Here is a 23358-nt window from a genome sequence, read left to right as displayed (position 1 = left end):
GTATGCAGCGGGAACCGGATTGGTCCCCGGTCAGCGAGCGATCACGGCCACCAGCATGTAGGCGGTACCGGCATCCATCACCACGTGCGGCACCGCCGCCCACGGTTTCACGGGACCGGTGAGTGCGGCGACGCATCCCCCGGAACGCGCCAGCAGCCGCAGCGGACGCGGCAGCTGCGCATGTGCCCAGCCGGTACGGGCGGCGAAGACGACCAGGAGTGCGTCGAGGACGAACAGGGCGGCGAGACCGAGCGCGGGGCCGGGAGCCGGACCTCCCCCGTGCCCGGAGGCCGTATGACCGGACATCGCGTAGAGCATCGCCGCGACGGCCGCGATGTGGTAGCCGAGCGGGACCAGCCGGTCGATCGGCAGTGGCCGCCCCTGCGTGGCGTACTCCGCCGCGCGGATCATCAGCAGTCCGGCGAAGACCACGGCCATCGCCGTGAGCACGCCGCGCAGCGCGTGCGGGCTCGCTGCTGAGGGAAACACCAGCATGCCGAGCATGACCAGGCACATCACCAGGTGCGCCGCATCGGATTCGGCATGCTCGCCCGAAACCTCCGGTGGCCCGGACGTTTCCGGGACCGAATCGGCCGGCGACGCCACCGGCGCCGTCACCCGCGTCAGCACGATCCCCGCCGCGATCACGAACGCGGCCACCACCATCCACCGCACTACCGCGTAGTCCTGTACGAACTGCGCCACACCCCACCACCTCTCGGCACGCCGACCACGTCGTCGCCCTTCCATGCTCGCATCCCGGAGCGGTCAGGGTGCCCTTTTCTCTTGCGCTACATCGTCGATCGAACCGGCTACAGCGATCGCCCAGCGCTCGTCGAGCGTTGGCGAGCGACGGGCGCCTCGGTCACCTGGCTGTTCGTCCCGGCCACCGAATCATCGCGGCATCCTGATCGGATCGGGCCGAGCCGGACTCGTGACTTCGCCAGTGCGAGTGCAGCTTTGCTCTTCGGATGCGATTCGCCTCGCCTCGGCACTGCTCAGCGCACATCGTTCAGTGCGCGGGTGAATCCGTCGACGAGTTCGGCGACCTGTTCGTCGGTCATGACGAACGCCGGGGAGACCTGCATGGCGCCTTGGCCCGCGGCGCGACCGGAGATGCCGTGCGCGCGCAGCGCCTTGACCAGTGCGGGCCCTTCGGCGGGATCGGCCAGCTGGACCGCGGCGACGGCACCGAGCCCGCTGCGCACCTCGGCGACCCTGGGATGCGTGGCGAGCACCGACAGCTGATCGTGCAGGCTGGACTCCAGGCGCAGGGCCGCATCGAGCAGGCCTTCCCGCTCGACGATGTCCAGGTTCGCCAGTGCGGCGGCCGCGGCGCCCGCGTGGCCGCCATAGGTGTAGCCGTGCCGCCACCACACCCCGCCCGCGAAGAACGGCTCCGCCACGTGCGGTGCGGCGAAGACCGCGCCCATCGGGAGGTAGCCGGAGGTCAGTCCCTTCGCGGTGGTCATCAGGTCGGGTTCGAGCGCGAAACGGGACGACGCGAACCAGGCGCCGCCGATCCGGCCGAAGCCGGTCACGACCTCGTCGGCGACGAACAGGATGTCGTGGTCGCGGCAGATGCGCCGCACCTCGGCGAGGTAGCCCTCCGGCGGTGGATACACACCGCCCGCGCCGATCACGGGTTCGCAGAAGAACGCCGCGATCCGCTCGGCGCCGACCTCCTCGATCAGAGCGAGCAGGGCCTTCGCGTCGTCCCACTCGACGGTCCGCGCCGCGGGCATCAGCTCTCCGTAACCCTCGCGGTTCCCGGGTATGCCCGCCAACGCCGTGCCCGCCACGTGCATGCCGTGATAGGCCATCCGCCGCCCCACCACGATCGTTTTGCCCGGCCGGCCGAGTTCGTGCCAGTAGCGGCGGGCGAGCTTGGCCGCGGTGTCGACGGAGTCGGAGCCACCCGAGGTGAAGAAGATCTTGCTGCCCGGCACCGGAGCGAGGCCGGCGAGCCGCTCGGCGAGCTCCTGGGTGGCGGGTTCGGTGATGTCGCCGAAATTGGAGTAGTGCGCGATCCTGCGCAACTGGGCGGCCACCGCGTCGGCGATCTCCCCGCGGCCGTGGCCCACATTGGCGAACCACAGACCCGCGGTGGCGTCCAAGTAGCGATTGCCCGCCCGGTCGAAAACGTAGGCGCCGTCGCCGCGAGCGACCACGAACGCGCCGTCGCGCTCGACGGCGCCCATGTCGGCGAAGCCGTGCCATAGCGCATTCATACCTCCACCTTTACCGGATACCGATCCGCGCCGCTCCCGCAGCGCAGCACGGTCAGCTTCCACCCCGCTACCGGCCCTGGCGCCCGGCGCGAAAAATCCGCTGGCGGCTTTCGCTAGGCTGGTCGATGCAATGACCAGGACAGCCGCCACCGACTCCCGTGAACTTCGCACCCGTCTGGCGAATCTCTCCCTTCGCGACGAACACCGGTTGCGGCGCAAGCTCGAGAAAGCGCGCGGCGGCGACCTGAGCGGCGTGGAAGCCGAGATCGCGGCGGCCGAGGTGCGGGTGGAGGCGCGGCGCGGCGCCGTGCCGGAGATCCGCTACCCGGAGCAGCTACCGGTCACCGCCCGCCGCGCGGACATCGCCGCGGCCATCGCCGAGCATCAGGTGGTGATCGTCGCCGGCGAGACCGGCTCGGGGAAGACCACCCAGATTCCGAAGATCTGTCTGGAAATCGGCCGCGGTATCCGCGGCACCATCGGGCACACCCAGCCGCGCAGGCTGGCCGCGCGCACCGTGGCCGAGCGCATCGCCGAAGAGCTGGGCACCGAACTCGGCGACGTCGTCGGCTACACGGTGCGGTTCACCGACCAGGCCTCCGAGCACACGCTGGTCAAGCTGATGACCGACGGCATCCTGCTCGCCGAGATCCAGCGCGACCGGCTGCTGCGCCGCTACGACACGATCATCATCGACGAGGCGCACGAACGCAGCCTCAACATCGACTTCCTGCTCGGCTACCTGAAGCAGCTGCTCCCCCGCAGGCCCGACCTCAAGGTGATCATCACCTCGGCGACCATCGATCCCGAGCTGTTCGCCCGGCACTTCGCGGACGAGGCGGGCAACCCCGCACCGATCGTCGAAGTCTCCGGCCGCTCGTACCCGGTGGAGATCCGCTACCGGCCGCTGGAGCTGCCGGGCGCCGCCGAAGACGAGGACGACGAGGACACTCGCGTCGTCGACCGTGATCCGGTGGACGCGATCGGTGACGCCGTGACCGAGCTGTTCGACGCGGGCGACGGCGACGTGCTGGTGTTCCTGTCCGGCGAACGCGAGATCCGCGACACCGCCGAGGCCCTGCGCGATCTGAAGCTGCCGCGCACCGAGATCCTTCCGCTGTATGCCCGGCTGTCCACCGCCGAGCAGCACCGCGTCTTCGCCCCGCACACCGGGCGCCGGGTGGTGCTGGCGACGAACGTCGCGGAGACCTCGCTCACGGTGCCCGGCATCCGGTACGTCGTCGACCCGGGCACAGCGCGGATCTCGCGCTATTCGATGCGAACCAAGGTGCAGCGGTTGCCGATCGAACCGGTGTCGCAGGCATCGGCGCGGCAGCGATCCGGCCGGTGCGGTCGCGTCGCCGACGGCATCTGCATCCGGCTGTACTCCGAGGACGATTTCGAGTCCCGGCCCACCTTCACCGAACCCGAGATCCTGCGCACCAACCTCGCCGCGGTCATCCTGCAGATGACCGCGCTCGGGCTCGGTGACATCGAGAACTTCCCGTTCGTGGAGGCGCCGGATCGCCGCGCCATCCGCGACGGCGTCGCCCTGCTCGAAGAGCTGGGCGCCCTCGCGCGGCGCGACGGCGGTTCCGCCGCCCGGACCGGCGGCGACCACGACGCCGCGCTCTCGCTGACGCCGATCGGCCGGGAGATGGCCCAGCTGCCGGTCGATCCCCGGATGGCGCGGATGCTGGTGGAGGCCAACCGCAACGGCTGCCTGGCGGACGTGCTGGTCATCGTCGCGGCGCTGTCGATCCAGGACGTCCGGGAGCGGCCCGCCGAGCAGCAGCAGGCAGCCGACACCAAACATGCGCGCTTCACGGTCGATGGCTCCGACTTCCTGGCCTACCTGCGACTATGGGCATACCTCGGCGGTCAGCGCAAGTCGTTGTCGTCCAACCAATTCCGGCGGCTGTGCCGGGAGGAGTTCCTGCACTACCTGCGGATCCGGGAGTGGCAGGACCTGCACGGGCAACTGCGCACGATCACCAAAGGCCTCGGATGGTCGACCCGAGTGGACGAGCCGGCCGACAGCGCGCGATCGGCCGCAGCCGACGCAACGCCGGATCGCAAGTCCGGCGACAGATCACGCCGAAACAGCCCGGTGCGCCGCCGAGGTGACGGGCGATCCGGCGCCGACCGTGACCGGTCCGCCACCGCGGCGGCAGCCCTGGACGACGACGGGATGCCCTGGGATTCCACCGCCATCCACCAGGCGCTGCTGGCGGGCATGCTGTCGCACATCGGGGTCAGGGAGGCGGAGTCCCGCGAATTCCTCGGCGCCCGCAACGCCAAGTTCATGATCTTCCCCGGATCGTCGCTGGCGAAGAAGCCGCCGCGGTGGGTGATGGCCGCCGAACTGGTCGAGACCTCCCGGCTGTGGGGCCGGATGGCCGCGAAGATCGAGCCCGAATGGGCCGAACGACTCGCCGGTGACCTCGTCAAACGCACCTACTCCGAACCGCACTGGTCGGCCAAGCGAGGTGCGGCGCGCGCCTACGAACGGGTCACCCTGTACGGGATCCCGCTGGTCACCGGAAGAGCCGTGGACTACGGCCGGATCGATGCCGAATTGTCGCGCGAGTTGTTCATCAGGCATGCCCTGGTCCAGGGCGAGTGGCAGACCCGGCACGAGTTCTTCCACCGCAATCGCGCCCTGCTCGAGGACGTCGCCGATCTGGAGCACCGCGCCCGCCGCCGGGACATCCTGGTCGATGACGAGGTGCTGTTCGAGTTCTACGACAAGCGCCTGCCCGCCGACATCGTCTCGGTGCGGCACTTCGACAGCTGGTGGCGTTCCGCGCGGCGCGAAGAGCCCGAGCTGCTGGACTTCTCCACCTCCACCGTGGTCAACGAAGGCGCGGCCGCGCTGGACCCGGCGGCCTTCCCCGACTCGTGGCGCCAGGGCGAGCTCAGTTTCCCGCTCTCCTACCAGTTCGAGCCCGGCACCGAGGAGGACGGCGTCACCGTGCGCATTCCGGTGGAACAGCTCGCCCACGTGCGCGCCGTCGGCTTCGACTGGCTGGTGCCCGGCATGCGCGACGAGCTGGCCGCCGCGCTGATCAAGACCTTGCCGAAGGCGTTGCGCCGCAGCGTCGTTCCCGCGCCCGACTTCGCGGCCGCGGCACTGGCGGCGCTGACCCCGCGTGCGGAGCCGCTGCGCGCCGGACTGGCACGCGAGCTGTCCCGGCTGGGTTCGGTGTCGATCGCACCCACCGACTTCGACCTCTCCGCGCTGCCCGATCACCTGCGCATGACCTTCGCAGCCGTCGGCGCGGACGGCGCCACGCTCGCACGGGGGAAGAGCCTCGCCGCACTGAAAACTCAGCTCGCCGAGCAGGTTTCCGCCGCGGTCGCCCGGGCCGCCGCCGGGGCGGAACGCCCGCCGGCCACGGTGTGGACCTCCGAATCGCTCGGCGCCATCGCGCCGACGGTGCGGCGCGAGGTGGCCGGGCAGACCGTCACCGGATACCCCGCACTCGTCGCCGAGGGCGACGGCGTGGCGGTCCGGGTACTCAGCTCCGCCGCGGAGCAGGCCGCCGCGATGCGCCTCGGCACCAGAGCGCTGCTGTTGCGCGCACTGCCCGCGTCGGCCCGTTCCGCCACCGCGGGCCTGTCGCCCTCGGATCGCCTTGCCCTGAGCCAGAATCCGTACGGCTCGCTGGAGGCGCTGCTCGACGACTGCCGTGCGGCCGCCGCCGACGAGTTGCTCGCCGCCGCGGGCGGTCCGGTGCGTGATCCGGCGGCATTCGACGCACTCGTCGCCCGGATCCGTCCGGACTTCGCCTCCGCCGTCGCGCGTTACGTACGCCTGGTCGTGCCGGTACTCGCCGGCGCCCATCAGGTTTCCGCCGCGCTCGCGCGAACCAGCGAGCGCGACATCGCCGATGACGTCCGCCATCAGCTCGACAACCTGGTGTTCCGTGGCTTCGTGTCCGAAACGGGCGCGGCCAGGCTGCGCGAACTGCCCCGCTATCTCCAGGCGGCGGTGGCGCGACTGGAGGCGCTGCCCGGCTCGGCCGTGCGCGATCGGCAGGGCATGGCCGAACTCGATCGGGTGCTCGCCGCTTACGACCGCTTCGTGGAGTCGCTACCGGCGAACCGCAGACACGCGCCCGCGGTCACCGAGATCTGGTGGATGATCGAGGAATTGCGCGTCAGCCTGTTCGCGCAGAAGCTCGGCACACCGTTCCCGGTGTCCGCCAAGCGAATCGAGAAGGCGATCGCCGCGGTCCGGCGCTGAGTCAGTCCGCGGCCGACAGCGCTTCGGCGCGCGCCCGGCGCATGTCCCTGATCTCGCGTTCGAAATCCTCGGCCGAGGTGAACGACCGGTAGACCGAGGCGAACCGCAGGTAGGCCACCTCGTCCAGGTCGCGCAGCGGGCCCAGGATGGCCAGCCCCACCTCGTGACTGGGCACCTCGGGAGAACCCTTGGCGCGCACCGCGTCCTCCACCTGCTGCGCGAGCAGGTTCAGCGCGTCGTCGTCGACTTCCCGGCCTTGGCAGGCCCGGCGCACGCCGCGGATGACCTTCTCGCGACTGAACGGCTCGGTGACGCCGCTGCGCTTGACCACCGACAGGATGGCGGTCTCCACCGTGGTGAACCGCCGCCCACACTGCGGGCACGCGCGGCGGCGGCGGATGGCCGCGCCTTCGTCGGCCTCACGCGAGTCCACCACCCGGGAGTCGGGGTGTCGGCAGAACGGGCAATGCATCCGAGCAATCCTTCGTCGATGCGCGTGCTCGCGTCCGGACCGGGCGCCGATGGCGGCGATCGGTCCGGCGAGCCCGTGTACAGAGGTCTATACCCCGGCACCAGACATTCCTCGCGCGACACGCGGAATGCCTGCATAACACTTCGAGGATACCCGTCCGGGTCCCCGGATCGTCGCACTCACCCCGGCAACCGGACCGGCTTGCTCATCCGGCGATCTGCCAGTGCGCGGTCAGGTCCGCGAGGATGTCCGGCAGACGGGCGGCGAGGCGGCCACGGGCCAGCTTGCTCCAGAACGCCTCGCCGAGGACGGCGGCGGCCAGCACGGGGTCGGTCTCCAGATCGATGTGGCGGGGTACCAGGTCACCGGTGATGTAAGCCCAGCGCGTCTCGCGATCGGCCCAGTTGAAGCCGGGTAGTGGGACGCGCAGCGCGAGGCTGCGGCCTCCTACGTCGGCACTGACCACGACCGGCGCGAACACACCGGGCGCGCGGACGCCGGGGACAGCGGGTTTGCCCGCGACGGTGCTGACGTAGGTGAGCACGCGGCCGATCGGCGCACGGCCCGCTGATGTCTCGTCCCACTGGTCGGCGACCACGTGGTTCTGCTCCCGGTCGGTCATCCGGATCAGCGCGTCGACGTAGCCGTCCCGGGTGCCCGCGGCGATCGACCGCCAGGCGGTGCGGATGTCGTCGTCGAGCACGCCCGCCTCGTACATCTCCTCGATTCCACGCATACCGAGCGCGACGTAGGCCTCGTGCATCGGTACCAGATCGGTGAAGATGTGCTTCTGCATGATCATCAGGCGCGTCTGGTACCAGGCGACGTCCGCGGCAGTGAGGCGGGAACCCTCGGTGGCGAGCAGACGGATGTCCTCCGGCAGGGCACCCACCAATTCCGGCGGAGTTGCGCGCAGGAGGTCGGCGACCGCGGTGCCGAGCTGATGGATGCCCGGTACGTCCAAGGCGACACCCACCTCGCTCATGTCGAAGAATCCGGAAGCGAACGATCCGCCCGCGATCCCGGCCAGCCCGGCCCAGTAGAACTCCGGATGCTGGGTGGCCAGCCGCAGATAGTTGACGTACACCTGATTGAAGGTGCGTTCGTTCGCACGGGGCCCGCGCCCGGGATCCCAAGCCGCCACGTCGATGTCGGCGTGGCGGGTGGCGATCACCAGCCAGTACTGGTGGAGCAAGGTCGCGTACCGGCGCGGCGCCACCGAGTCGGCCCGCGCCTGTCGCAAAGCCTCCGCGAGGTCCGCTTCGTCCAGCGGCAGCAGGGGATTGAGCCCGCCCGCCCCCGCACCGTCACCGTTGACGGAGGGCAGATCGAGATACGCGGCGTAGGCCGGTTCCGCGTGGGCGGTGGCCGAGGCGCCGATGCCGAAAACCAGGCAGAAGGAGAGGGCGGCGGCGCGGGTGAAGACGCGAACCGAGCGGCCTGCGGTGAGGAGTGTCATGTGCTGAAAGGTCCCGACATCGTTCGGGCGGTGTTGCCCGGATCACGTTTTCAGCACGGTAGCAACACGTTCTAGTTTGTCGATCAACATTTTCGGCCGCCCGTCGTGGCCGATTTCCTTGTCGGTCAGCGCGGATCGCCGCCCCCAGGGGCACCGGAGTCCTGCACCATCGCCGGTACCGACCCGCCGGGCCCACCGCCCCACTCACCCGCCCGCACATGCGCCAGGGAGATCAGACCCACCACCACGAGGGCGGTGAGCAACGCGGTGACGGCGATCGCCGCGAAACCGATCTGAGCCTGCTCGACCCGGCGCATCGGGTGTTCGCCAAGGGCGCGCCGGTGTGTGAAAGCCCTTGCGCCACGGCCATAGTCGACCATGCCGCCACTGGGGCGAGCGCCGAACGGCCGCCGATCGATCGCGGACCGGTGCGCGGGCGTCAGCGCCCGTGCGCGCGCACCGCCGCGCAACAGCAGCTGGGCGGTCTCGTATCCGAGATCGTCCGATGCCTGGTCGAGACCGGCGACGCCGCGATCGAGTTCCGCAGCCGTCGCGCCGATGGATGGGGTGCTATCGCTGAGCGTAGTGCGCATCGGACAAACCTCCGTGTGGGTGCTCCGTCGCCATTCGAACCGGACGCCGTGTTCGAACACATGTGCAGTTCCCATTCGCTCATGTGTTCGAAGAACTGGTGTTCGATTTCTACCACGCCCCGGTGACAAAGTCAGCAGAAACGCCCGACATGCGTCGAACAGATGTTTGATCGAGCGACGCGACCGGACTAGATTCGAAGAACCGAAGACAGGACAGGTCATGCAGGCACAAGCCGGGCACGGATCCGCCTGGCACAGCAGGAAAGGGCGGTTGCGGTGAGGCACACGGACGACACGGGCGACGAGACCGACAGCGGCGCCGACGCGGCGGGTAGCGGGGCGGATCTCACCGTGCGTCAGCGCAGAGTGCTGGAGGTGATCCGCACCTCGGTGAGCGAGCGCGGCTACCCGCCGAGCATCCGGGAGATCGGCGACGCCGTGGGCCTCACGTCCACCTCGTCGGTCGCCCATCAACTCCGCGCTCTGGAGCGCAAAGGCTATCTGCGCCGGGACCCGAATCGGCCGCGCGCCGTGGACGTCCGAGGCTTGGACGAGGTGGTGCGGTCGGTGACCAGCCTGCCGGTGGCCGCGGTGGACGACGGCGAGGTGACCGTCGAGGTCGACCGGCCCGTCCCCACGTTCGTCCCGGTGCTCGGCCGGATCGCCGCCGGTGGCCCGATTCTGGCCGAACAGGCCGTGGAGGACGTCTTCCCGCTGCCGCGCGAACTGGTCGGCGACGGTTCGCTGTTCCTGCTGAAGGTCGTCGGCCAGTCCATGATCGACGCGGCGATCTGTGACGGCGACTGGGTGGTGGTGCGGCAGCAGAACGTCGCCGACAACGGCGACATCGTGGCGGCGATGATCGATGGCGAGGCCACGGTGAAGACGTTCAAGCGCACCGGCAAGGACGTCTGGCTGATGCCGCACAACCCGGTCTTCGAGCCGATCCCCGGCAACGACGCGCAGATCCTGGGCAAGGTCGTCACGGTCATCCGCAAGATCTGACGCTCCGGCGAGACCATGGTTCGATGGCCGCGCGGCAGTCCGCGCGGCCATCGCTCGTCACGGTGCGGGTGATCAGCTGCCGCCGACGCCGAGTGCGGTCAAGAGCACCAGCACGACGGTCACCACGGCCAGTACGCCGTGGCCAGCGACGACGGCGACAGGAAAGTGCCCTTCCGGCGGTCCGCCCGTACCAGCAGTACCGGCGGTGCCAGCAGGACCGGCTGTACCGGCGGACCGGGCGCGGTAGGTGGGGATCCAGCGCAACAGCATCGCGAATCCGAGCAGCGCGACCGGGATCAGCAGTACGAACGCGACCCACGCCAGCGATTCGGTGTCGACGAAGAGGTACACGATCCAGACGATCAATCCGGTCACGGCGAGCGCGAAGTGACCGAAGACGACCGGCGCGGGCAGTTGAGTCGAGTTCGGTTGCCGCGCACCGCCCCGGGCGATCCACGTGCCGAGCAGGAAGAAACCGCCGCCCGCGGTGAGCAACCAGAAAATCAACGCGGCGATGCCCATGTGTGCCTCCTGACGGATGAGAAGGGATTCAGTGCGTGAAGCCGCCGGCCTGGGTGGCTTCGTCGGCGACGCGCACGCCATAGCGATAGGCGAGTTTGCCGCCGAGATACCCCGAGACCCCCAACGTCCCCAGGGCTACCACCGACAGCGCTAGCGGTCCGGCCGCGACCGCGACCCGGGTATCGGCGCCTTGCCGCCACACGAAGCCGACAGCATAGGCGAGAGTCACCAGCAGGTTGAGGGTCATGTGTAGCAAGCCGGTGCGGAAGGCAGGGGTGCCGGTCGGGATCGCGAGCAGATCGAGGAATCCGATCGTCGCCGCGGCCGATGCACCGAGGACGCCGATCGCGATCAGCCACACCGATCCCTTGACCAGGAATTCCGGATCGTCGGCGAATCGGGACGCGAGGTCGAACACGAGACTGGCGACCCACGCGCCGATCGGGACGGTCACCAGTATCGGATGGAACGGATGCCCGTACGGACCGGCCAGCACGGCACTCACCGGCCGCTTTCCCTGCTGCGGATCTCCGCTCATCGCCTACCTCCGCCGAGGTCGATTACTCCATCCGCCGACCACGACCGAGCCGCATTTCGTCCCGGCCTGCCGAGCCGCTCGATCCCGCGATAACACACCGAGCCAGGGACCCGATAGCGGGCCACTCCCGTGCGAGCGGATGGTGAAAAATTACGGTCGATTACGACAAATGCGTACCCACCGCGCCGAACATCACACGCACATCGGGGGCGGATATCGATGCCGCGAGGCGAATTTCGGCCAGGAATGGTCGGAGCGTGTTGCCGACTCGCCTCACCGCCGGATCATCAATTCGTTTTCCCTGGCTGTGGGCAGCTACTACATCATGGGCAACATCGGCATCGGCATGCCAGGGAACATGCGATTCCACCATTCACGTGCCATCCCCATCATCTGGTCCATCACGGTAGTTCACCTCCCTTCGAGCGGGATCTGCAACACAAACCGGCTCATCGGACACGAAATCGAGGGAACGCTGAGACACGCCGTGAGAATCACCGAGAACAATTTTTGGGTGCGATGAATTTTTCGCCCTGGCAACCATCGGCGAATCTCGCGTCGCTCCTCGAGGTCGGGCTCGACAGCCATATACATCATACTCCGCACACTCGTTACCGAAACACACCGACGAGCATTCGGAATTTCGCCGAACCGTCTGGTTCGAGACAATTTCCGAAGCTCGGATTCGTGTGCCGTCAGTTGGTCGCCGCACCCCGATGTGCGGCCAGTCGCCGATTGGTGACCTCCAGCTGACGTACCGTCCCCGCCTCCAGAGCGTTCGCCTGAGCGTCGTCCAGCCGCCCGCACAGCCGCCCCCAATGCACCGCCACCTGCTCACCCGCCGCCACGTCCGGCACCGCCGCATACCCGTCCACCCGGATCGGCACCGACCGCACCGTCTCCGTGGACAGCGCGAGACGCTCGCCGTCCCAGCCGAGCCCGCGACAGCGCAGCACGACCTCGCCGCCGGTGCGGTCGAGGACCGTTGCCCAGGTGATCCGGCAGCTGTCGAGCACGTGCAGGGGATGGCTGTTGCCGTGCCGGAGCAACCGGGACCACGGGTACACGCCGAAGACGTGGAAGCAGTGGTTGGCCGCGGCCTCCTCGGCCAGCTGCGGGGTCAGGTGCGTCCAATATCCGCCCGCGACCGGGCCGAGCAGGCCGAGCAGCTCCGCGGTGAACGCACGGGGGTCCAGGTCCGCGCCGATTCCACCGCCCAGCCAGTAGGACTCGACGAGCCGGTGGTCCAGCGGGTCGGCGATGCCGGTCATCCGTGCCATCACCTGCAGGTAGGGCCATGCCCCGGTGAACCGGCGCGCCACCGCCCGCACCTGCTCGTCCGAGCCGTCTGCCAGGGCGGCCGCGTCGGGCGGCCCGCAGTAGCCGAGCCGATTGGGGGCGTAGGCGTACCGGGCGAACATCTCCGCTCCGCTGCCCGCCATCAGCAGGGCCTCTCGCCGGCGCGCCCAGGAGTCCACCGCTGCTCGAGCCTGCCGAATCGCCACACCGCGACGGCCACCGCCCAGGTGAGCACGAACAGCCCGACGATGAGGAAGCCCATCGCCCCGAGGTCGAGTCCGCCGACCCAGGCCAGGGGACCATCGGCGATGCCGAGTTCGTCGGCCAGCAGCGAGATCATCTCCTGTGCGCCGATCAGCAGGGCCACGGCGACCGATAGAGCCGTGACGACGATGTTGTAGTAGACGGTGCGCAGCGGCCCGGCGAACGCCCACCCGTACGCGTAGTTCATGAACGCGCCGTCCAGCGCGTCGAACAGGGTCATCCCGGCCGAGAACAGCACGGGCAGCACCAGAATCGCGTACCACGGCAGATCGGTCGCTGCCGCGCCGCCCGCGATCACCAGCAGGCTCACCTCGGTGACGGTGTCGAAGCCGAGGCCGAACAGCAGCCCGACCGGATACATCTGCCACGGTGCGCGCACAGCCCGGGTCAGCGGTCCGATCACCCGCTGCAAGGCGCCGCGGTCGTTCAACTTCTGCCGCAGCGCCGCTTCGTCGTAGGTGCCGCGGCGCATCCCGCGGAAAACCCGCCAGATCCCGATCAACGAGGCCAGGTTCAACAAGCCGATGGCGAGCAGGAAGGTCCCCGAGATTCCGGTTCCGAACAGGCCGGTCCACCGTTGCAGCCCGGAGTTCTCGTCGCGCAGGCTCCCCGCGAGCGCCTTGACACCGAACGCCAGCAGCGCGACGAGGGCGAAGACGATGGTGGAGTGCCCGAGGGAGAACCAGAACCCGACCGACAGCGGCTTGCGTCCGTCCGCGACCAGCTTGCGGGTGGTGTTGTCGATCGCGGCGATGTGATCGGCGTCGAACGCGTGCCGCATCCCGAGGGTGTAGGCCGTGACGCCGAGACCGACACCGAACACGGCGCCGTCCACCACATACCCGCCGGGGACCACCAGCAACAGCAGCGCCGACCAGCCCAGGACGTGCAGCGCGACGACGACCGACGCCATTCCCGCCACGCCGCGCCGCTGCCGCCCGTCCAACCGGGCCAGCGGGCCGCGCGGCGCCGCGGGAGTATCGGCGATCCGAACGATGACGCCCACCTCGCCTTCTCGCTCCGGACCGGTTCGGGTCCGCCGTCAGCAGATTCGCGGCAGCTGCTCGCCCGCGGGCAGGTCCACCACGCGCGTGCCGCCGAGCGCCGTGCGAGCCACCACCATCCCGGGATGCTCGGCGACGCACCGGCCGATCGCAGCGGCCTGCGCGCCCAGCGGGTGTTCCCGCATCGCCGCGAGCACACGGTCGGCGTCCTCGGGCGGGACGAACGCCAGCAACTTTCCCTCGTTGGCCACGTACATCGGGTCCAGGCCGAGCAGTCCGCACGCGTCGCGCACCCCGTCGGGCACCGGGAGCTGCCGCTCGTCCAGCGCCACCCCGACATCCGCGGCGCGGGCGATCTCGTTGAGCGAGGCCGCGACGCCGCCGCGGGTGGGATCGCGCAGCACGTGCACGTCGGCGCCGGTCGCGAGCATCGCCGCGACCAGACCGTGCAGCGGCGCGGTGTCGCTGAGCACGGTGGTGCCGAACTCCAGGCCCTCGCGGCAGCTGAGCACCGCGACACCGTGCACGCCGATGTCGCCGCTGACCAGCACGACGTCGCCCGGCCTGGCGCGCTGCGGCCGGATGTCCACGCCGGGGCCGACCACACCGATTCCTGCCGTGTTGATATAGATCCCGTCGCCGTGCCCGGCGTCGACGACCTTCGTGTCGCCGGTGACCAGCCGGACCTCCGCCGCCAGAGCGGCGGTGCCGACCGCCTGCGCGATCCGCGCGATGTCGGCCAGCGCGGTGCCCTCCTCCAGAATGAACGCGGTGGACAGCACCATCGGGCGCGCACCGGACATGGCCAGGTCGTTCACCGTGCCGTTGACCGCGAGTTCGCCGATCGTGCCTCCGGGGAACACGATCGGCTTGACCACGAACGAATCGGTGGAGAACGCCAAGCGCGCACCGTCGAGCGTGACGACCGCGGAGTCGGTCAGATCCGCGGTGGCGGCCGAGCCGAACGCGGGCAGGAACAAATGCTCGATCAGCTCGCCGGACATCGCGCCGCCGCCGCCGTGACCCATCACGATGTTCGGCGAATCCCGCAGCGGCATCGGGCAGACCCAGCCCTCCACGTCGATCGTCGCGGGGGCGGCGCCTTCCTCACGCATGAGCCACCTCCGCGGGCAGGTCGAGGCGCCGGTACAGGTAATAGGCGGCGCACGCGCCCTCGGACGACACCATGGTGGCGCCGAGCGGGTTACGCGGCGTGCACTGCTTGCCGAAGGCGGCGCACTCGTTCGGTTTGATCAACCCCTGCAGCACCTCGCCGGAGCGGCAGATCGTCGACTCGGCGGTGTGCATGTCGCCCACGGCGAAACGGTGTTCGGCGTCGAACTCGCGATAGCGATCCGACAGCCGCCAGCCGCTGCGCGGGATCACGCCGATGCCGCGCCAGGCCCGGTCGGTGACCTCGAAGACGTCTTGCAGCATGGCTTTCGCCGCGGGATTGCCCGCCGCGGACACCGCGCGCGGGTACGCGTTCTCCAGCTCGTGCCTGCCCGACTCCAGTTGCAGCACGGTGCGGCGGATGCCCTCCAGAATGTCCAGCGGCTCGAACCCGGTGACCACCATCGGCACCCGGTACTGCTCGGCCAGCGGCGGATACTCCTCGGTGCCCATGACGGTGCAGACATGTCCGGCCGCGAGGAAACCTTGCACGCGGCAGGTCGGCGACTCCATGATCGCGGCGATCGCGGGCGGGACCAGCACGTGCGACACCAGCAGCGAGAAGTTCCGGATGCCGAGCCGCTGAGCCTGATACACCGTCATGGCGTTGGCCGGAGCGGTGGTCTCGAAACCGATGCCGAAGAACACGACTTCCCGATCGGGATTCGCCCTGGCCAACTCGAGCGCGTCCAGCGGAGAGTAGACGACCCGCACGTCACCGCCCTCGCTCTTGACCCGGAACAGGTCCTTCGAGCTGCCGGGCACGCGCAGCATGTCGCCGAAGGAGCAGAAGATCACGCCCGGCTGCGCGGCGATCTCCAGCGCCTTGTCGATCACCTCGAGCGGGGTGACGCAGACCGGGCAGCCGGGGCCGTGGATCATCTCGATCTGGTCGGGCAGCAGCTGGTCGATGCCGTGGCGGATGATCGAATGGGTTTGGCCGCCGCAGACTTCCATGATCGACCAGCGGCGGCTGGTCGTGGCGCGGATCCGATCGAGCAGGCGCTGGGCCAGCTCGGGGTTGCTGAATTCGTCCAGGTACTTCATGACGTCGCCTCCGGTTGCTCACGTGCTGGCTGCGCGGCGGGGTTGTCGACACCCGCCTGCTTGGCGGCGATCTCGAAGCCGTCGCCGAATTCCTCGTTCAGTACGCCGAGGTGCTCGAACTCGGCCAGGGTCCGCAGCGCGGAGTCCTCGTCCAGCCGCTGGATCGCGAAGCCGACGTGGACCACGACGTAGTCACCGACCGCCGCGTCCGGGATGTACTGCAGGCACACGTCCTTGTGCACGCCGCCGAAGTCGACGACCGACATCAGCGTGCCGTCCCGCTCGTGCAGGCTGAGCACTTTGCCTGGTACCGCAAGACACATCGTTGCTCTCCTTCGCTCATCCCTCGCTGCACGCGAGGAGTTGCCCGAACGCGAGGCCGCCGTCGTTGGGCGGCAGTCGGCGGTGGGTGATCACGGTGAACCCGTTGTCGCGCAGCAGCGCACACGATCGCGCGAGCAGCAGGGCGTTCTGGAAGACCCCGCCGGACAGCGCGACGACCGTCGCCGGGGCGGCGTAGCGGACCGCGAGGTCGAGCACCAACCGGGCGAGCGCCGCGTGGAACCGGGCGCCCACCACCGATGCGGGCGCGCCGGCGCGAACGTCGGCCACCACGGCCGCCAGTACCGGCGCGGGATCGATCACGGCCGGATCGCCGTCCGCCAGTGGGAACCGGTAGGCGGTGGCGCCTTCCGCGCCGGCGCGGGAAAGTCCCTCCAATTCGATCGCCGCCTGCGCTTCGTAATCGACCACGTGGCGGACGCCGCACAGCGACGACACCGCGTCGAACAGCCGGCCCATGCTCGACGTGGGTGCGCAGCCCAGTCCGGTCCGGAACTGGTGGGCCAGCACCGATCGCTCGGCGGGCGGGCACGCGGCGACCGCGGGAATGTCCTCGTCCCAGCCGAGCCCGGCCGCTTGCAGATGCGCCAGCGCCATGCGATAGGGCCTGCGCACCGCGAGATCGCCGCCCGCAAGCGGCACGTACTTCAGGTGCGCCAGACGCCGGTAGCCCTTGTAGCCCGCCAGCAGGACCTCGCCGCCCCACACCGCGCCGTCCGGCCCGAACCCGGTGCCGTCGAAGGCGATCCCGACCACCTGTTCGGTGGCGCCGAGCCCGTGCTCGCCCATGACAGAGGCGATGTGCGCGTGGTGGTGCTGGACGGTGTACACGGCGCGTCGGCCCGCGTTCCGGCGCGCCCATGCGGTGGAGCGGTAGCCGGGGTGTGCGTCGGCGACCAGCTGCTCCGGGCGTACGCCGGTGAGTTCTCCGAGGTGCCGCTGGGCGGCGTCGAAGGAGTGCAGCGTCGCCAGGTCGTCCATGTCGCCGATGTGCTGGCTCAGCCAGGCGTAGCGGCCCTCGGCCATCGCGCAAGTGTTCTTGAGGTCGGCGCCGACGGCGAGGGTCGGTGGCAGCGGAACCGGCAGCAGCAGCGGCAGCGGCGCGTAACCGCGCGAGCGCCGCACGGGCAGTTCGCGGCCGTCGAGCGAGCGCACCACCGAGTCGTCGCAGGGCACCAGGATGCGCCGGTTGTGCGACAGCCAGCCGTCGGCGAGCCCCGCCAGGCGGGTCCGGGCGTCGTCGTCCTGATAGCAGATCGGCTCGCCACCGAGATTGCCCGAGGTCATCACCAGTACCTGCGGGCCGGGCGGATCGCCGGGCAGGCCGAACAGCAGCAGGTGCAGCGGGGTGTAGGCGATCAGCACGCCCAGATCCGGGTTGCCGGGCGCCACCGATGGGGCCGGAACCGGATGCGATTCGGCAGTGTCGCCTTCTGGCAAGGCGTTCGGTGAAGCCGCACCTGCGCCCGGTCCAGCGGTGACGCCGCCTGAGCCGACGGCCGACCGGGCCTCTCCCGGCGCGACCCGGCGGGCGAGCAGCACTATCGGCCGAGCCGGGCCGGTCAGCAGCGTCGCGGCGGCGGCGTCGACGGCGACGATCGCCTGCGCCGCGGCGAGATCCGGGACCATCACGGCGAACGGCTTGTCGCCGCGGCGTTTGCGCCTGCGCAGCTCCGCGACGGCCGACTCGTTGGTGGCGTCACACGCGAGGTGGTATCCGCCGATGCCTTTGACCGCCAGGATCCCGCCCGAGCGCAGCAGTCGCCGCGCGGCCGTCAGCGGCGTACCGGCGTCCGGACCGGTATACGCGAGCGTGGGACCGCAGTCGGGGCAGGCGATCGGCTGGGCGTGGAAGCGCCGGTCGGCGGGATCGGCGTACTCCCTGGCGCACCGGTCGCACATCGCGAAGTCGGCCATCGACGTTCGCTCGCGGTCGTAGGGCAGGCTCGCGATGATGGTGAAACGCGGACCGCAGTTGGTGCAGTTCACGAACGGATGGCGATAGCGGCGATCGCCGGGATCGCGCAACTCGCGTTCGCAGTCCGCACAGATCGCGACGTCGGGTGAGGCCAGTGTGCGGCCGCCGCCGTCGCGCGTAGTGTCCGCGATGTGGAATCCGGTGCCGCCCCGCACCGGGATGTCGGCCTGCTCGACCGATTCGACCACCGCCAGCGGAGGCGGCCGCAGGCGCAGCCGCTCGGCGAACTCGTCCAGACCCGTTGGCGCGCCCTCTATTTCGATGACGACTCCGCTGCTGTCGTTGCTCACGCAGCCGGACAGGGCCAGTTCCGCGGCGGTGGTGTAGACGAACGGGCGGAACCCGACTCCTTGGACCACGCCGCGCACCAGGAGCCGCCGCCGCAGCCGCTCGGTGGTCACGGCAGGTCTCCGCGTTGCAGCAGCCGCAGTCCGTCCAGCGCCGCCGCGGCGCCCGCCTCATCGGTCTTCTCCACCGCGAAGCCCATGTGGATGATCACCCAGTCCCCCGGTCGCGCCGGATCCTCGTCGAGCAGGCCGATGTTCACCTTCCGCTGCTCGCCGGACACGTCGACCAGCGCGATCTGCTCGTGGTAGCCGTCGGGGATCTCCACCACCCGTCCGGGGATGCCGAGACACATCGGTCAGTCCTCCTGTCGCGCTGTGGTCGGTGGAAGCGGCGCGGCAGCCGGTGCGGCGGCGGCGTGCAGTAAGTCGGCGAGCACACCGCCGACAGCGGCGACCGCCTCGTCCACTGCCGCGGCGACCGGCTCGGACAGGCCGATGCCTTCGTCCACGCAGGCGACCTGACAGCCGATCACCACGGTGGGCGGCAGCACGCCACCCAGTGCGCGCACCCCGGCGAAGACGGCGTCCGGGCTCATCGCGTGCGCGTCGAGTCGCGCGGCGCCGGTGTCCTCCACCTCGGCGCGGAACACCTCGACCCGGCCGGGCGCGCCGCGGCCGGGCACCGCGTCGACCAGCACCAAGGCGTCCCAGGAGTCGAGCAGGTCGTAGGCGAGGTGCATGCCGCGGATGCCGTAGTCCTCGACGCGCACGCCGGGACCGGGGTGGCGTGGCAACCGCCACACCACCTCGGGTCCGAATCCGTCGTCGCCGAGGAAGATGTTGCCGATCCCGGCGATCAGCACCGCGGCCGTGGGCTCAGCCCTCTTTCTCGGTGGGCGTCGTCGCGCCGCCCACCCGCGCGTCGTCGACCTTTCCGGTCGCCGTCTCGCCGGGAGGGTTGGCGGTCTGCTTGCGCTCGCCGTAGGGCGGCGCCGCCGATTCGGTGCCGGGCGGGGCCTGCGACGTGAAGTCGGTCTCCTTCTTGGCGTCTTCGGAGTGCGCCGAGGTCATTTCCTCGTGACCGATATCCCCGGGCTTGCGTTCCGCCGGTCCTCCGGCCGCTACGCCGGCGCCGGTGTCGCGCGAACCCGGCGCGCCCCGCGCCGACTGCGGCTCTTCACGATGCTCAGCCATGATGTTCCTTTCCGGTCGGCCGCTACATGTGCCGGATCTTCAGGTATCGCCGGAGATCCGGTATCGACCGCACCCCGAGATACAGCCCCGCCGCCACCAGCACGGCGACGACAGTCGTCGAGACCACTCCTACGGTTTCCATAGCGGACTTCCTTTCACTTCTCGGGGCCGTCGAGCGGCTCCAGTTCGTCGGGTGCGAAATACAGGTAGCGGCCGTACCATTCGTGCAGTTCGGCCGCCGGGTCGTCGTCGAGCACGACCCCGACGTGCGCATGCCCGTCCACGTCGGCGTGGACCGAGACGACCCGGGCGCGGCGGCCGTCGAAGAACAGATCCTGGGCGTCGGCCCGCCGCGCCGGATGCAGCAGGACATGGCTGCCCTTGCGCACCAGTACGCCCGCGACCGGCACCGCGTCGGCGTCCGGGCGGACGGCGGTGTCGGCGAGCGGGTCCCACCAATCGATGCCCTCGGGGATCTCCGGAATCACCCGGGGGCGATCGGCGTGCGGGTCGCGCAGGACACCGTGCAACTGCCGCATCGCGTCGGGCGTCATGGCCTCGCAGCGGTCGATGATCTCCGCCGCGCGCGGATCGGTGGCCCGCGCCTGCGCCTTCTCCGCGTCGGTCATCGTCAGCACCCGCAGCGTGAGGATCTCGTCGATCTCGGTGGAGTCGAACAGCGCGCCTTCGCTCTGCTCGGCGATCTCCGGGTGGTCGTAGAGGATGATCGGCGAGATCAGCAGCATGCTGTAGTCGCCGGGCGGACCGGCGAGCACCGGGAAGCACCGGTACCGGTCGCAGCGGGCGGCCGCGGCCACCGCGCCGGGCGGCGGCTCCAGCAGCGAGACGAACTCACCGCCGGTGACCTCCGCGATGACGTGCGCGCCGATCAGCGAGCGGGCGATGGCGTCGCGCGCGTCGGCCGCGGGCCTGCCCACGTTGCGCAGGACGACGGTCAGCCGTAGGAAGCCGTCGTCCCGGTCGGACGCGAGTTCGAGTTCGCCCGCCAGCGGGAGCCGGGTCCGCACGAAGGCGCCGCCGTCGGCGGGGGCGGACGCGGTGGCGATCTCCTCGGTGTCCGCGCCGCCGGGGATGTCCAGCGGCCGGACGTGACGCCCGGGCGTGACCGGGCCGACGACGACCTCCCGTTCGACCGCCTCGTCCCAGGACAGCCACGACCGCTCGCCATCGGTCAGTTCCGCGACGGGCGTACCGTCGGCGTTCACCACTTGGCGGCGCTGCAACTGGAGGAACCGGACGGTCAGGGTGAGCTGGGGGTTCTCGCCCGGATCGAGCAGGCACTGCGCGGAGAGTATCGATTCCTCGCCGAGTCCTGCCGCGGCGGCCCCCTCCGGCCCCAGCACACCGAACTGCCATCGCGACTGGTTTTTCCGTGCGTCGGCTCGGTAGGGGTAGAGCAAGTAGCCCTCGTAGAGCACCGCGTCGGCTACGGCACGAGCGCGGGCGCGGGATTCGGCGGAGGTCACGACGCCTCCTCGGAGCTGGTCAGCAGCCGGGTCACCGCGTCGTCGAAGCCGAGCAGGCCGTGGCCGGATTTGTAGGCGGCGAGCGCCCGCAGAGTGTCGCTGTGCAGGCGCACCCACCCGGAATTGGGGAAGTGCGCGGCTACCAGGTCCTGCCAGACCGAGACCGGCATGTCGAACTTGTCCTCGCGGTCCCACGGAATCTGCTGAACGGCGAATCCCGAACTGCCTCGGATGAAGACCGTCCCGCTGAACAGGAACAGCAGCGGAACCACGCCCTCGCGCAACGCGTGCAGGTACTTCGATCCGGTCACCTCGAAGTCGTAGGTGCACGGCATCGGCAGGTCCACTTCGGCGCCACCGGTGAAACCCGGAACCATGGTGGCGCAATGCATCCAGAGGAACGAACGCTGGGTCTCGTGCCACCGCTCGCGCGGGCCGAACAGGTCGGCCAGCCCCGCGCCCTCCTCGTCGGAGTAGCCCCGGCGGAACGGCTCGATGCGTACCTGCGCGCGCAGGGCGATGGCGTGCACGGGTTCCTCCGCGAGCGCGGCGATGCCGACGCGTGCGGACAGGATCGGCGCGACCGCGTACGGCTCGGGTTTCATCTCGAGCACCGCGAACGTCGTCGAGTACACCGGACTCATGCCGCACCACCGGAGGTCGCGCGCGCCGACGTCTCGGCGAAGAACTGCTCGAGATATCGCCGCACGTCCTGACCGCCGTCGAACCCGCGCCACAGCAGCCGCATCCGGCCGACGAACTCGTAACAGGCGTCGATCGGCAGCAGCAGGCAACCCGCGCGCTCGGTCCGGCGATCGGGCACCCGGATCAGCAGTGCCTCCACGTCGGGGGCGAGGACGTCCAGCTCCGGATGCCGCCGCAGGATCGCGTTCCACTGCTCCAGCGGCAGTTCCGATTCCGTCGCGCCCGCCGGCCCGGGATAGAACGCCACGGTCCGGTTCAACGCGGAGTTGCGGAAGAAGAACGCCAGGCTCACCGGGATCTCCAGGGCGTCCCATTCCGCTTGGCTGATCGTGAAATCGGGGAACGCGAGATACCGATCCGGCACCGCTCGATAGCGCAGCTGGGCGTTCTGGTCGACGAACAGCAGATAGCAGCCGCGGCACACGCACATCAGCTGCCTGCCTTCGACGTTCACGACGTGCTGGTGCTCGTCGGCGATCGGCTCCGCGCACATCTCACACCGTTCGCCGGGGCGGGCCTGCGGCCCGCGATCGGCGGCGATCCGTTGCAACGCGCGGAACGGCGTGCTCACCCGTGCACCCCCACCGGCACCGCCACCGACAGTTCGCCGGAACGCACGAGCACCGGAAGCGGCTCGAGGTGCCCTTCGCCGTCGACCCGGGCGCCCGCGTGCACGACGTCGTAGTGCGCCCGGCAGGTCGGGCACCGCAGTACCGCGTCACCGACCGGGAATCCCACGCGGCGCTCCAGCACCGCACCCGCGAGGGAGCGGTCGCATCCCGGGCAGTGGTCCCGGTAGGCGTACAGCTCTTCACCGACCCGGCAGGCCAGCACGGTCAGCCCGGCGACGTCGAACCCGCCGACCTCACCCGCGCTCAACTCGGCCAGCTCGGGGACCGCCACCCAATTACCGGGGCGGCGGTCCTCCGCGTGCACGCGCGAGAACAGCGAGTCGGCGGAGATCACCCCCGCCGACTCCGTCTGCGCGGCGACGACTTCGATGGACTCGATCTCCGGCGCCGCGGCCCGCACGGCGTCCTCCACGGCCAGCTCGAGCGTCACCGACGACGACGGGCAGCTCTTGCAACTGCCCGCCAGCTCCAAGCGGACCACGCCGTCGACGATGTCGACCAGGTGCACGTCGCCGCCGTGCGAGCCCAGGTACGGGCGCACGCTGTCCAGCGCGTTCCGCACCCGGGCGTCCACGTCGTGCGGGTGCAAGCCGTGCACGAGCAGCAGACTCGCGACCAGATCGTCACGGGCCAGCTGCTCGACCGCCTCGGCGTCGAGCAGCCCGACCACACGGGTCAGTCCCGCGCCGTAGAGCTCGACGAGTTCGCGCACCAGTTGCTCGGTGCGCTCGCGGGCGAGCGCACCGCCCGCCGAACTCGCCTCGAGCAAGGTCTCGATGCGATCGCCGGCTTCGCGCCACCGGGATTCACCGAGCGTTGCGTCGTCCTGGTCGTGCGGGCGATCCTCCACCGTCACCTCCGGTCGTTTCGCCCGACG

The 23358-nt window shown here is 70.1% G+C and carries 24 protein-coding genes; 3 read left to right on the top strand and 21 right to left on the bottom strand.

Features of this window, described 5'->3' with window-relative positions; genetic code table 11:
* Positions 1–30: 30 nt before the first annotated feature.
* On the bottom strand, positions 31–705 hold the full coding sequence (locus LTT66_RS24485; RefSeq protein ID WP_233060822.1) for a DUF5134 domain-containing protein: 675 nt from the start codon (positions 703–705) through the stop codon (positions 31–33).
* Positions 706–998: 293 nt separating this feature from the next.
* Positions 999–2231, bottom strand: coding sequence for an aminotransferase family protein (locus LTT66_RS24480; protein WP_233060821.1), 1233 nt, complete (start codon positions 2229–2231; stop codon positions 999–1001).
* Positions 2232–2361: 130 nt separating this feature from the next.
* Between LTT66_RS24480 and hrpA the strand changes: the two genes are divergently transcribed.
* Entirely contained in the window at positions 2362–6480 is a 4119-nt protein-coding gene (hrpA, locus tag LTT66_RS24475) for an ATP-dependent RNA helicase HrpA (RefSeq protein WP_233060820.1), read from the top strand.
* Between the two features lies 1 nt (position 6481).
* Here hrpA and nrdR read toward each other — a convergent pair whose 3' ends face one another.
* The 3 genes from nrdR to LTT66_RS24460 form a co-directional block, all read right to left on the bottom strand.
* A complete protein-coding gene (gene nrdR / locus LTT66_RS24470) occupies positions 6482–6952 on the bottom strand; it encodes a transcriptional regulator NrdR (RefSeq protein ID WP_181725428.1) in 471 nt (156 codons plus the stop codon).
* 205 nt (positions 6953–7157) lie between these two features.
* A complete protein-coding gene (locus LTT66_RS24465; RefSeq protein WP_233060819.1) occupies positions 7158–8411 on the bottom strand; it encodes a hypothetical protein in 1254 nt (417 codons plus the stop codon).
* 125 nt (positions 8412–8536) lie between these two features.
* Positions 8537–9004, bottom strand: a complete 468-nt coding sequence (locus LTT66_RS24460; protein WP_233060818.1) for a hypothetical protein — start codon at positions 9002–9004, stop codon at positions 8537–8539.
* 276 nt (positions 9005–9280) lie between these two features.
* Between LTT66_RS24460 and lexA the strand changes: the two genes are divergently transcribed.
* Positions 9281–10009 carry a transcriptional repressor LexA gene (gene lexA, locus LTT66_RS24455; protein WP_408638671.1) on the top strand — a complete coding sequence of 243 codons (729 nt, stop codon included), beginning with the start codon at positions 9281–9283 and terminating at the stop codon, positions 10007–10009.
* Between the two features lie 72 nt (positions 10010–10081).
* Here the strand turns inward: lexA and LTT66_RS24450 are convergent, their stop codons facing one another.
* On the bottom strand, positions 10082–10531 hold the full coding sequence (locus LTT66_RS24450; RefSeq protein WP_233060817.1) for a hypothetical protein: 450 nt from the start codon (positions 10529–10531) through the stop codon (positions 10082–10084).
* A gap of 28 nt (positions 10532–10559) precedes the next feature.
* Positions 10560–11069 carry a DUF2231 domain-containing protein gene (locus LTT66_RS24445; RefSeq protein WP_233060816.1) on the bottom strand — a complete coding sequence of 170 codons (510 nt, stop codon included), beginning with the start codon at positions 11067–11069 and terminating at the stop codon, positions 10560–10562.
* A 169-nt stretch (positions 11070–11238) separates the two neighbouring features.
* Between LTT66_RS24445 and LTT66_RS24440 the strand changes: the two genes are divergently transcribed.
* Positions 11239–11592, top strand: coding sequence for a hypothetical protein (locus LTT66_RS24440; RefSeq protein ID WP_233060815.1), 354 nt, complete (start codon positions 11239–11241; stop codon positions 11590–11592).
* A gap of 172 nt (positions 11593–11764) precedes the next feature.
* On the opposite strand, the gene LTT66_RS24435 is transcribed toward LTT66_RS24440, so the two are convergent.
* From LTT66_RS24435 to LTT66_RS24375, 14 genes are all read right to left on the bottom strand, one after another.
* Positions 11765–12511 carry a DUF6390 family protein gene (locus LTT66_RS24435; protein WP_233060814.1) on the bottom strand — a complete coding sequence of 249 codons (747 nt, stop codon included), beginning with the start codon at positions 12509–12511 and terminating at the stop codon, positions 11765–11767.
* Positions 12511–13578, bottom strand: a complete 1068-nt coding sequence (gene nicT / locus LTT66_RS24430) for a Nickel transporter NicT (protein ID WP_233069382.1) — start codon at positions 13576–13578, stop codon at positions 12511–12513. The genes LTT66_RS24435 and nicT overlap by 1 nt, the downstream gene beginning before the upstream one ends.
* A gap of 96 nt (positions 13579–13674) precedes the next feature.
* Positions 13675–14751, bottom strand: a complete 1077-nt coding sequence (gene hypE / locus LTT66_RS24425) for a hydrogenase expression/formation protein HypE (protein ID WP_233060813.1) — start codon at positions 14749–14751, stop codon at positions 13675–13677.
* Positions 14744–15856, bottom strand: coding sequence for a hydrogenase formation protein HypD (gene hypD / locus LTT66_RS24420; RefSeq protein ID WP_233060812.1), 1113 nt, complete (start codon positions 15854–15856; stop codon positions 14744–14746). The genes hypE and hypD overlap by 8 nt, the downstream gene beginning before the upstream one ends.
* On the bottom strand, positions 15853–16179 hold the full coding sequence (locus tag LTT66_RS24415) for a HypC/HybG/HupF family hydrogenase formation chaperone (protein WP_043694637.1): 327 nt from the start codon (positions 16177–16179) through the stop codon (positions 15853–15855). The genes hypD and LTT66_RS24415 overlap by 4 nt, the downstream gene beginning before the upstream one ends.
* 16 nt (positions 16180–16195) lie before the next feature.
* Positions 16196–18577 (bottom strand): carbamoyltransferase HypF, encoded by a 2382-nt coding sequence (locus LTT66_RS24410; protein ID WP_233060811.1) that lies wholly within the window; start codon positions 18575–18577, stop codon positions 16196–16198.
* The gene (locus LTT66_RS24405; protein ID WP_043694640.1) at positions 18574–18816 is read right to left on the bottom strand and encodes a HypC/HybG/HupF family hydrogenase formation chaperone; all 243 of its coding nucleotides are present in this window, start codon (positions 18814–18816) and stop codon (positions 18574–18576) included. The genes LTT66_RS24410 and LTT66_RS24405 overlap by 4 nt, the downstream gene beginning before the upstream one ends.
* 3 nt (positions 18817–18819) lie before the next feature.
* Positions 18820–19326 (bottom strand): hydrogenase maturation protease, encoded by a 507-nt coding sequence (locus tag LTT66_RS24400; RefSeq protein ID WP_233060810.1) that lies wholly within the window; start codon positions 19324–19326, stop codon positions 18820–18822.
* A gap of 13 nt (positions 19327–19339) precedes the next feature.
* On the bottom strand, positions 19340–19657 hold the full coding sequence (locus LTT66_RS24395; RefSeq protein WP_181720432.1) for a hypothetical protein: 318 nt from the start codon (positions 19655–19657) through the stop codon (positions 19340–19342).
* Positions 19658–19679: 22 nt separating this feature from the next.
* A complete protein-coding gene (locus tag LTT66_RS37485) occupies positions 19680–19799 on the bottom strand; it encodes a DUF6893 family small protein (protein ID WP_086006670.1) in 120 nt (39 codons plus the stop codon).
* 13 nt (positions 19800–19812) lie between these two features.
* Complete coding sequence (locus LTT66_RS24390; RefSeq protein WP_233060809.1) at positions 19813–21144, bottom strand: hypothetical protein; 1332 nt, start codon at positions 21142–21144, stop codon at positions 19813–19815.
* Positions 21141–21788, bottom strand: a complete 648-nt coding sequence (locus LTT66_RS24385; protein WP_233060808.1) for a DUF6084 family protein — start codon at positions 21786–21788, stop codon at positions 21141–21143. The genes LTT66_RS24390 and LTT66_RS24385 overlap by 4 nt, the downstream gene beginning before the upstream one ends.
* The gene (locus tag LTT66_RS24380; RefSeq protein WP_233060807.1) at positions 21785–22420 is read right to left on the bottom strand and encodes a DUF5947 family protein; all 636 of its coding nucleotides are present in this window, start codon (positions 22418–22420) and stop codon (positions 21785–21787) included. Before LTT66_RS24380 ends, LTT66_RS24385 begins: the two co-directional genes overlap by 4 nt.
* Positions 22417–23331 (bottom strand): NifU family protein, encoded by a 915-nt coding sequence (locus LTT66_RS24375; RefSeq protein WP_408638868.1) that lies wholly within the window; start codon positions 23329–23331, stop codon positions 22417–22419. Before LTT66_RS24375 ends, LTT66_RS24380 begins: the two co-directional genes overlap by 4 nt.
* Positions 23332–23358: the final 27 nt, after the last annotated feature.

The organism is Nocardia gipuzkoensis (genome assembly GCF_021183645.1).
Taxonomy (GTDB): domain Bacteria; phylum Actinomycetota; class Actinomycetes; order Mycobacteriales; family Mycobacteriaceae; genus Nocardia; species Nocardia abscessus.
Note: the sequence above shows the minus strand (reverse complement) of the source record. Positions and strands in the feature narration are given on the sequence as shown.

Bases quoted from the DNA above. Each gene is read 5' to 3' on its own strand.
- LTT66_RS24480 (WP_233060821.1), bottom strand. From the start codon at position 2,231: ATGAATGCGCTATGGCACGGCTTCGCCGACATGGGCGCCGTCGAGCGC.
- hrpA (WP_233060820.1), top strand. From the start codon at position 2,362: ATGACCAGGACAGCCGCCACCGACTCCCGTGAACTTCGCACCCGTCTG.
- nrdR (WP_181725428.1), bottom strand. From the start codon at position 6,952: ATGCATTGCCCGTTCTGCCGACACCCCGACTCCCGGGTGGTGGACTCG.
- LTT66_RS24465 (WP_233060819.1), bottom strand. From the start codon at position 8,411: ATGACACTCCTCACCGCAGGCCGCTCGGTTCGCGTCTTCACCCGCGCC.
- LTT66_RS24460 (WP_233060818.1), bottom strand. From the start codon at position 9,004: ATGCGCACTACGCTCAGCGATAGCACCCCATCCATCGGCGCGACGGCT.
- LTT66_RS24450 (WP_233060817.1), bottom strand. From the start codon at position 10,531: ATGGGCATCGCCGCGTTGATTTTCTGGTTGCTCACCGCGGGCGGCGGT.
- LTT66_RS24445 (WP_233060816.1), bottom strand. From the start codon at position 11,069: ATGAGCGGAGATCCGCAGCAGGGAAAGCGGCCGGTGAGTGCCGTGCTG.
- LTT66_RS24440 (WP_233060815.1), top strand. From the start codon at position 11,239: ATGCGTACCCACCGCGCCGAACATCACACGCACATCGGGGGCGGATAT.
- LTT66_RS24435 (WP_233060814.1), bottom strand. From the start codon at position 12,511: ATGGCGGGCAGCGGAGCGGAGATGTTCGCCCGGTACGCCTACGCCCCC.
- hypE (WP_233060813.1), bottom strand. From the start codon at position 14,751: ATGCGTGAGGAAGGCGCCGCCCCCGCGACGATCGACGTGGAGGGCTGG.
- hypD (WP_233060812.1), bottom strand. From the start codon at position 15,856: ATGAAGTACCTGGACGAATTCAGCAACCCCGAGCTGGCCCAGCGCCTG.
- LTT66_RS24415 (WP_043694637.1), bottom strand. From the start codon at position 16,179: ATGTGTCTTGCGGTACCAGGCAAAGTGCTCAGCCTGCACGAGCGGGAC.
- LTT66_RS24405 (WP_043694640.1), bottom strand. From the start codon at position 18,816: ATGTGTCTCGGCATCCCCGGACGGGTGGTGGAGATCCCCGACGGCTAC.
- LTT66_RS24395 (WP_181720432.1), bottom strand. From the start codon at position 19,657: ATGGCTGAGCATCGTGAAGAGCCGCAGTCGGCGCGGGGCGCGCCGGGT.
- LTT66_RS37485 (WP_086006670.1), bottom strand. From the start codon at position 19,799: ATGGAAACCGTAGGAGTGGTCTCGACGACTGTCGTCGCCGTGCTGGTG.
- LTT66_RS24385 (WP_233060808.1), bottom strand. From the start codon at position 21,788: ATGAGTCCGGTGTACTCGACGACGTTCGCGGTGCTCGAGATGAAACCC.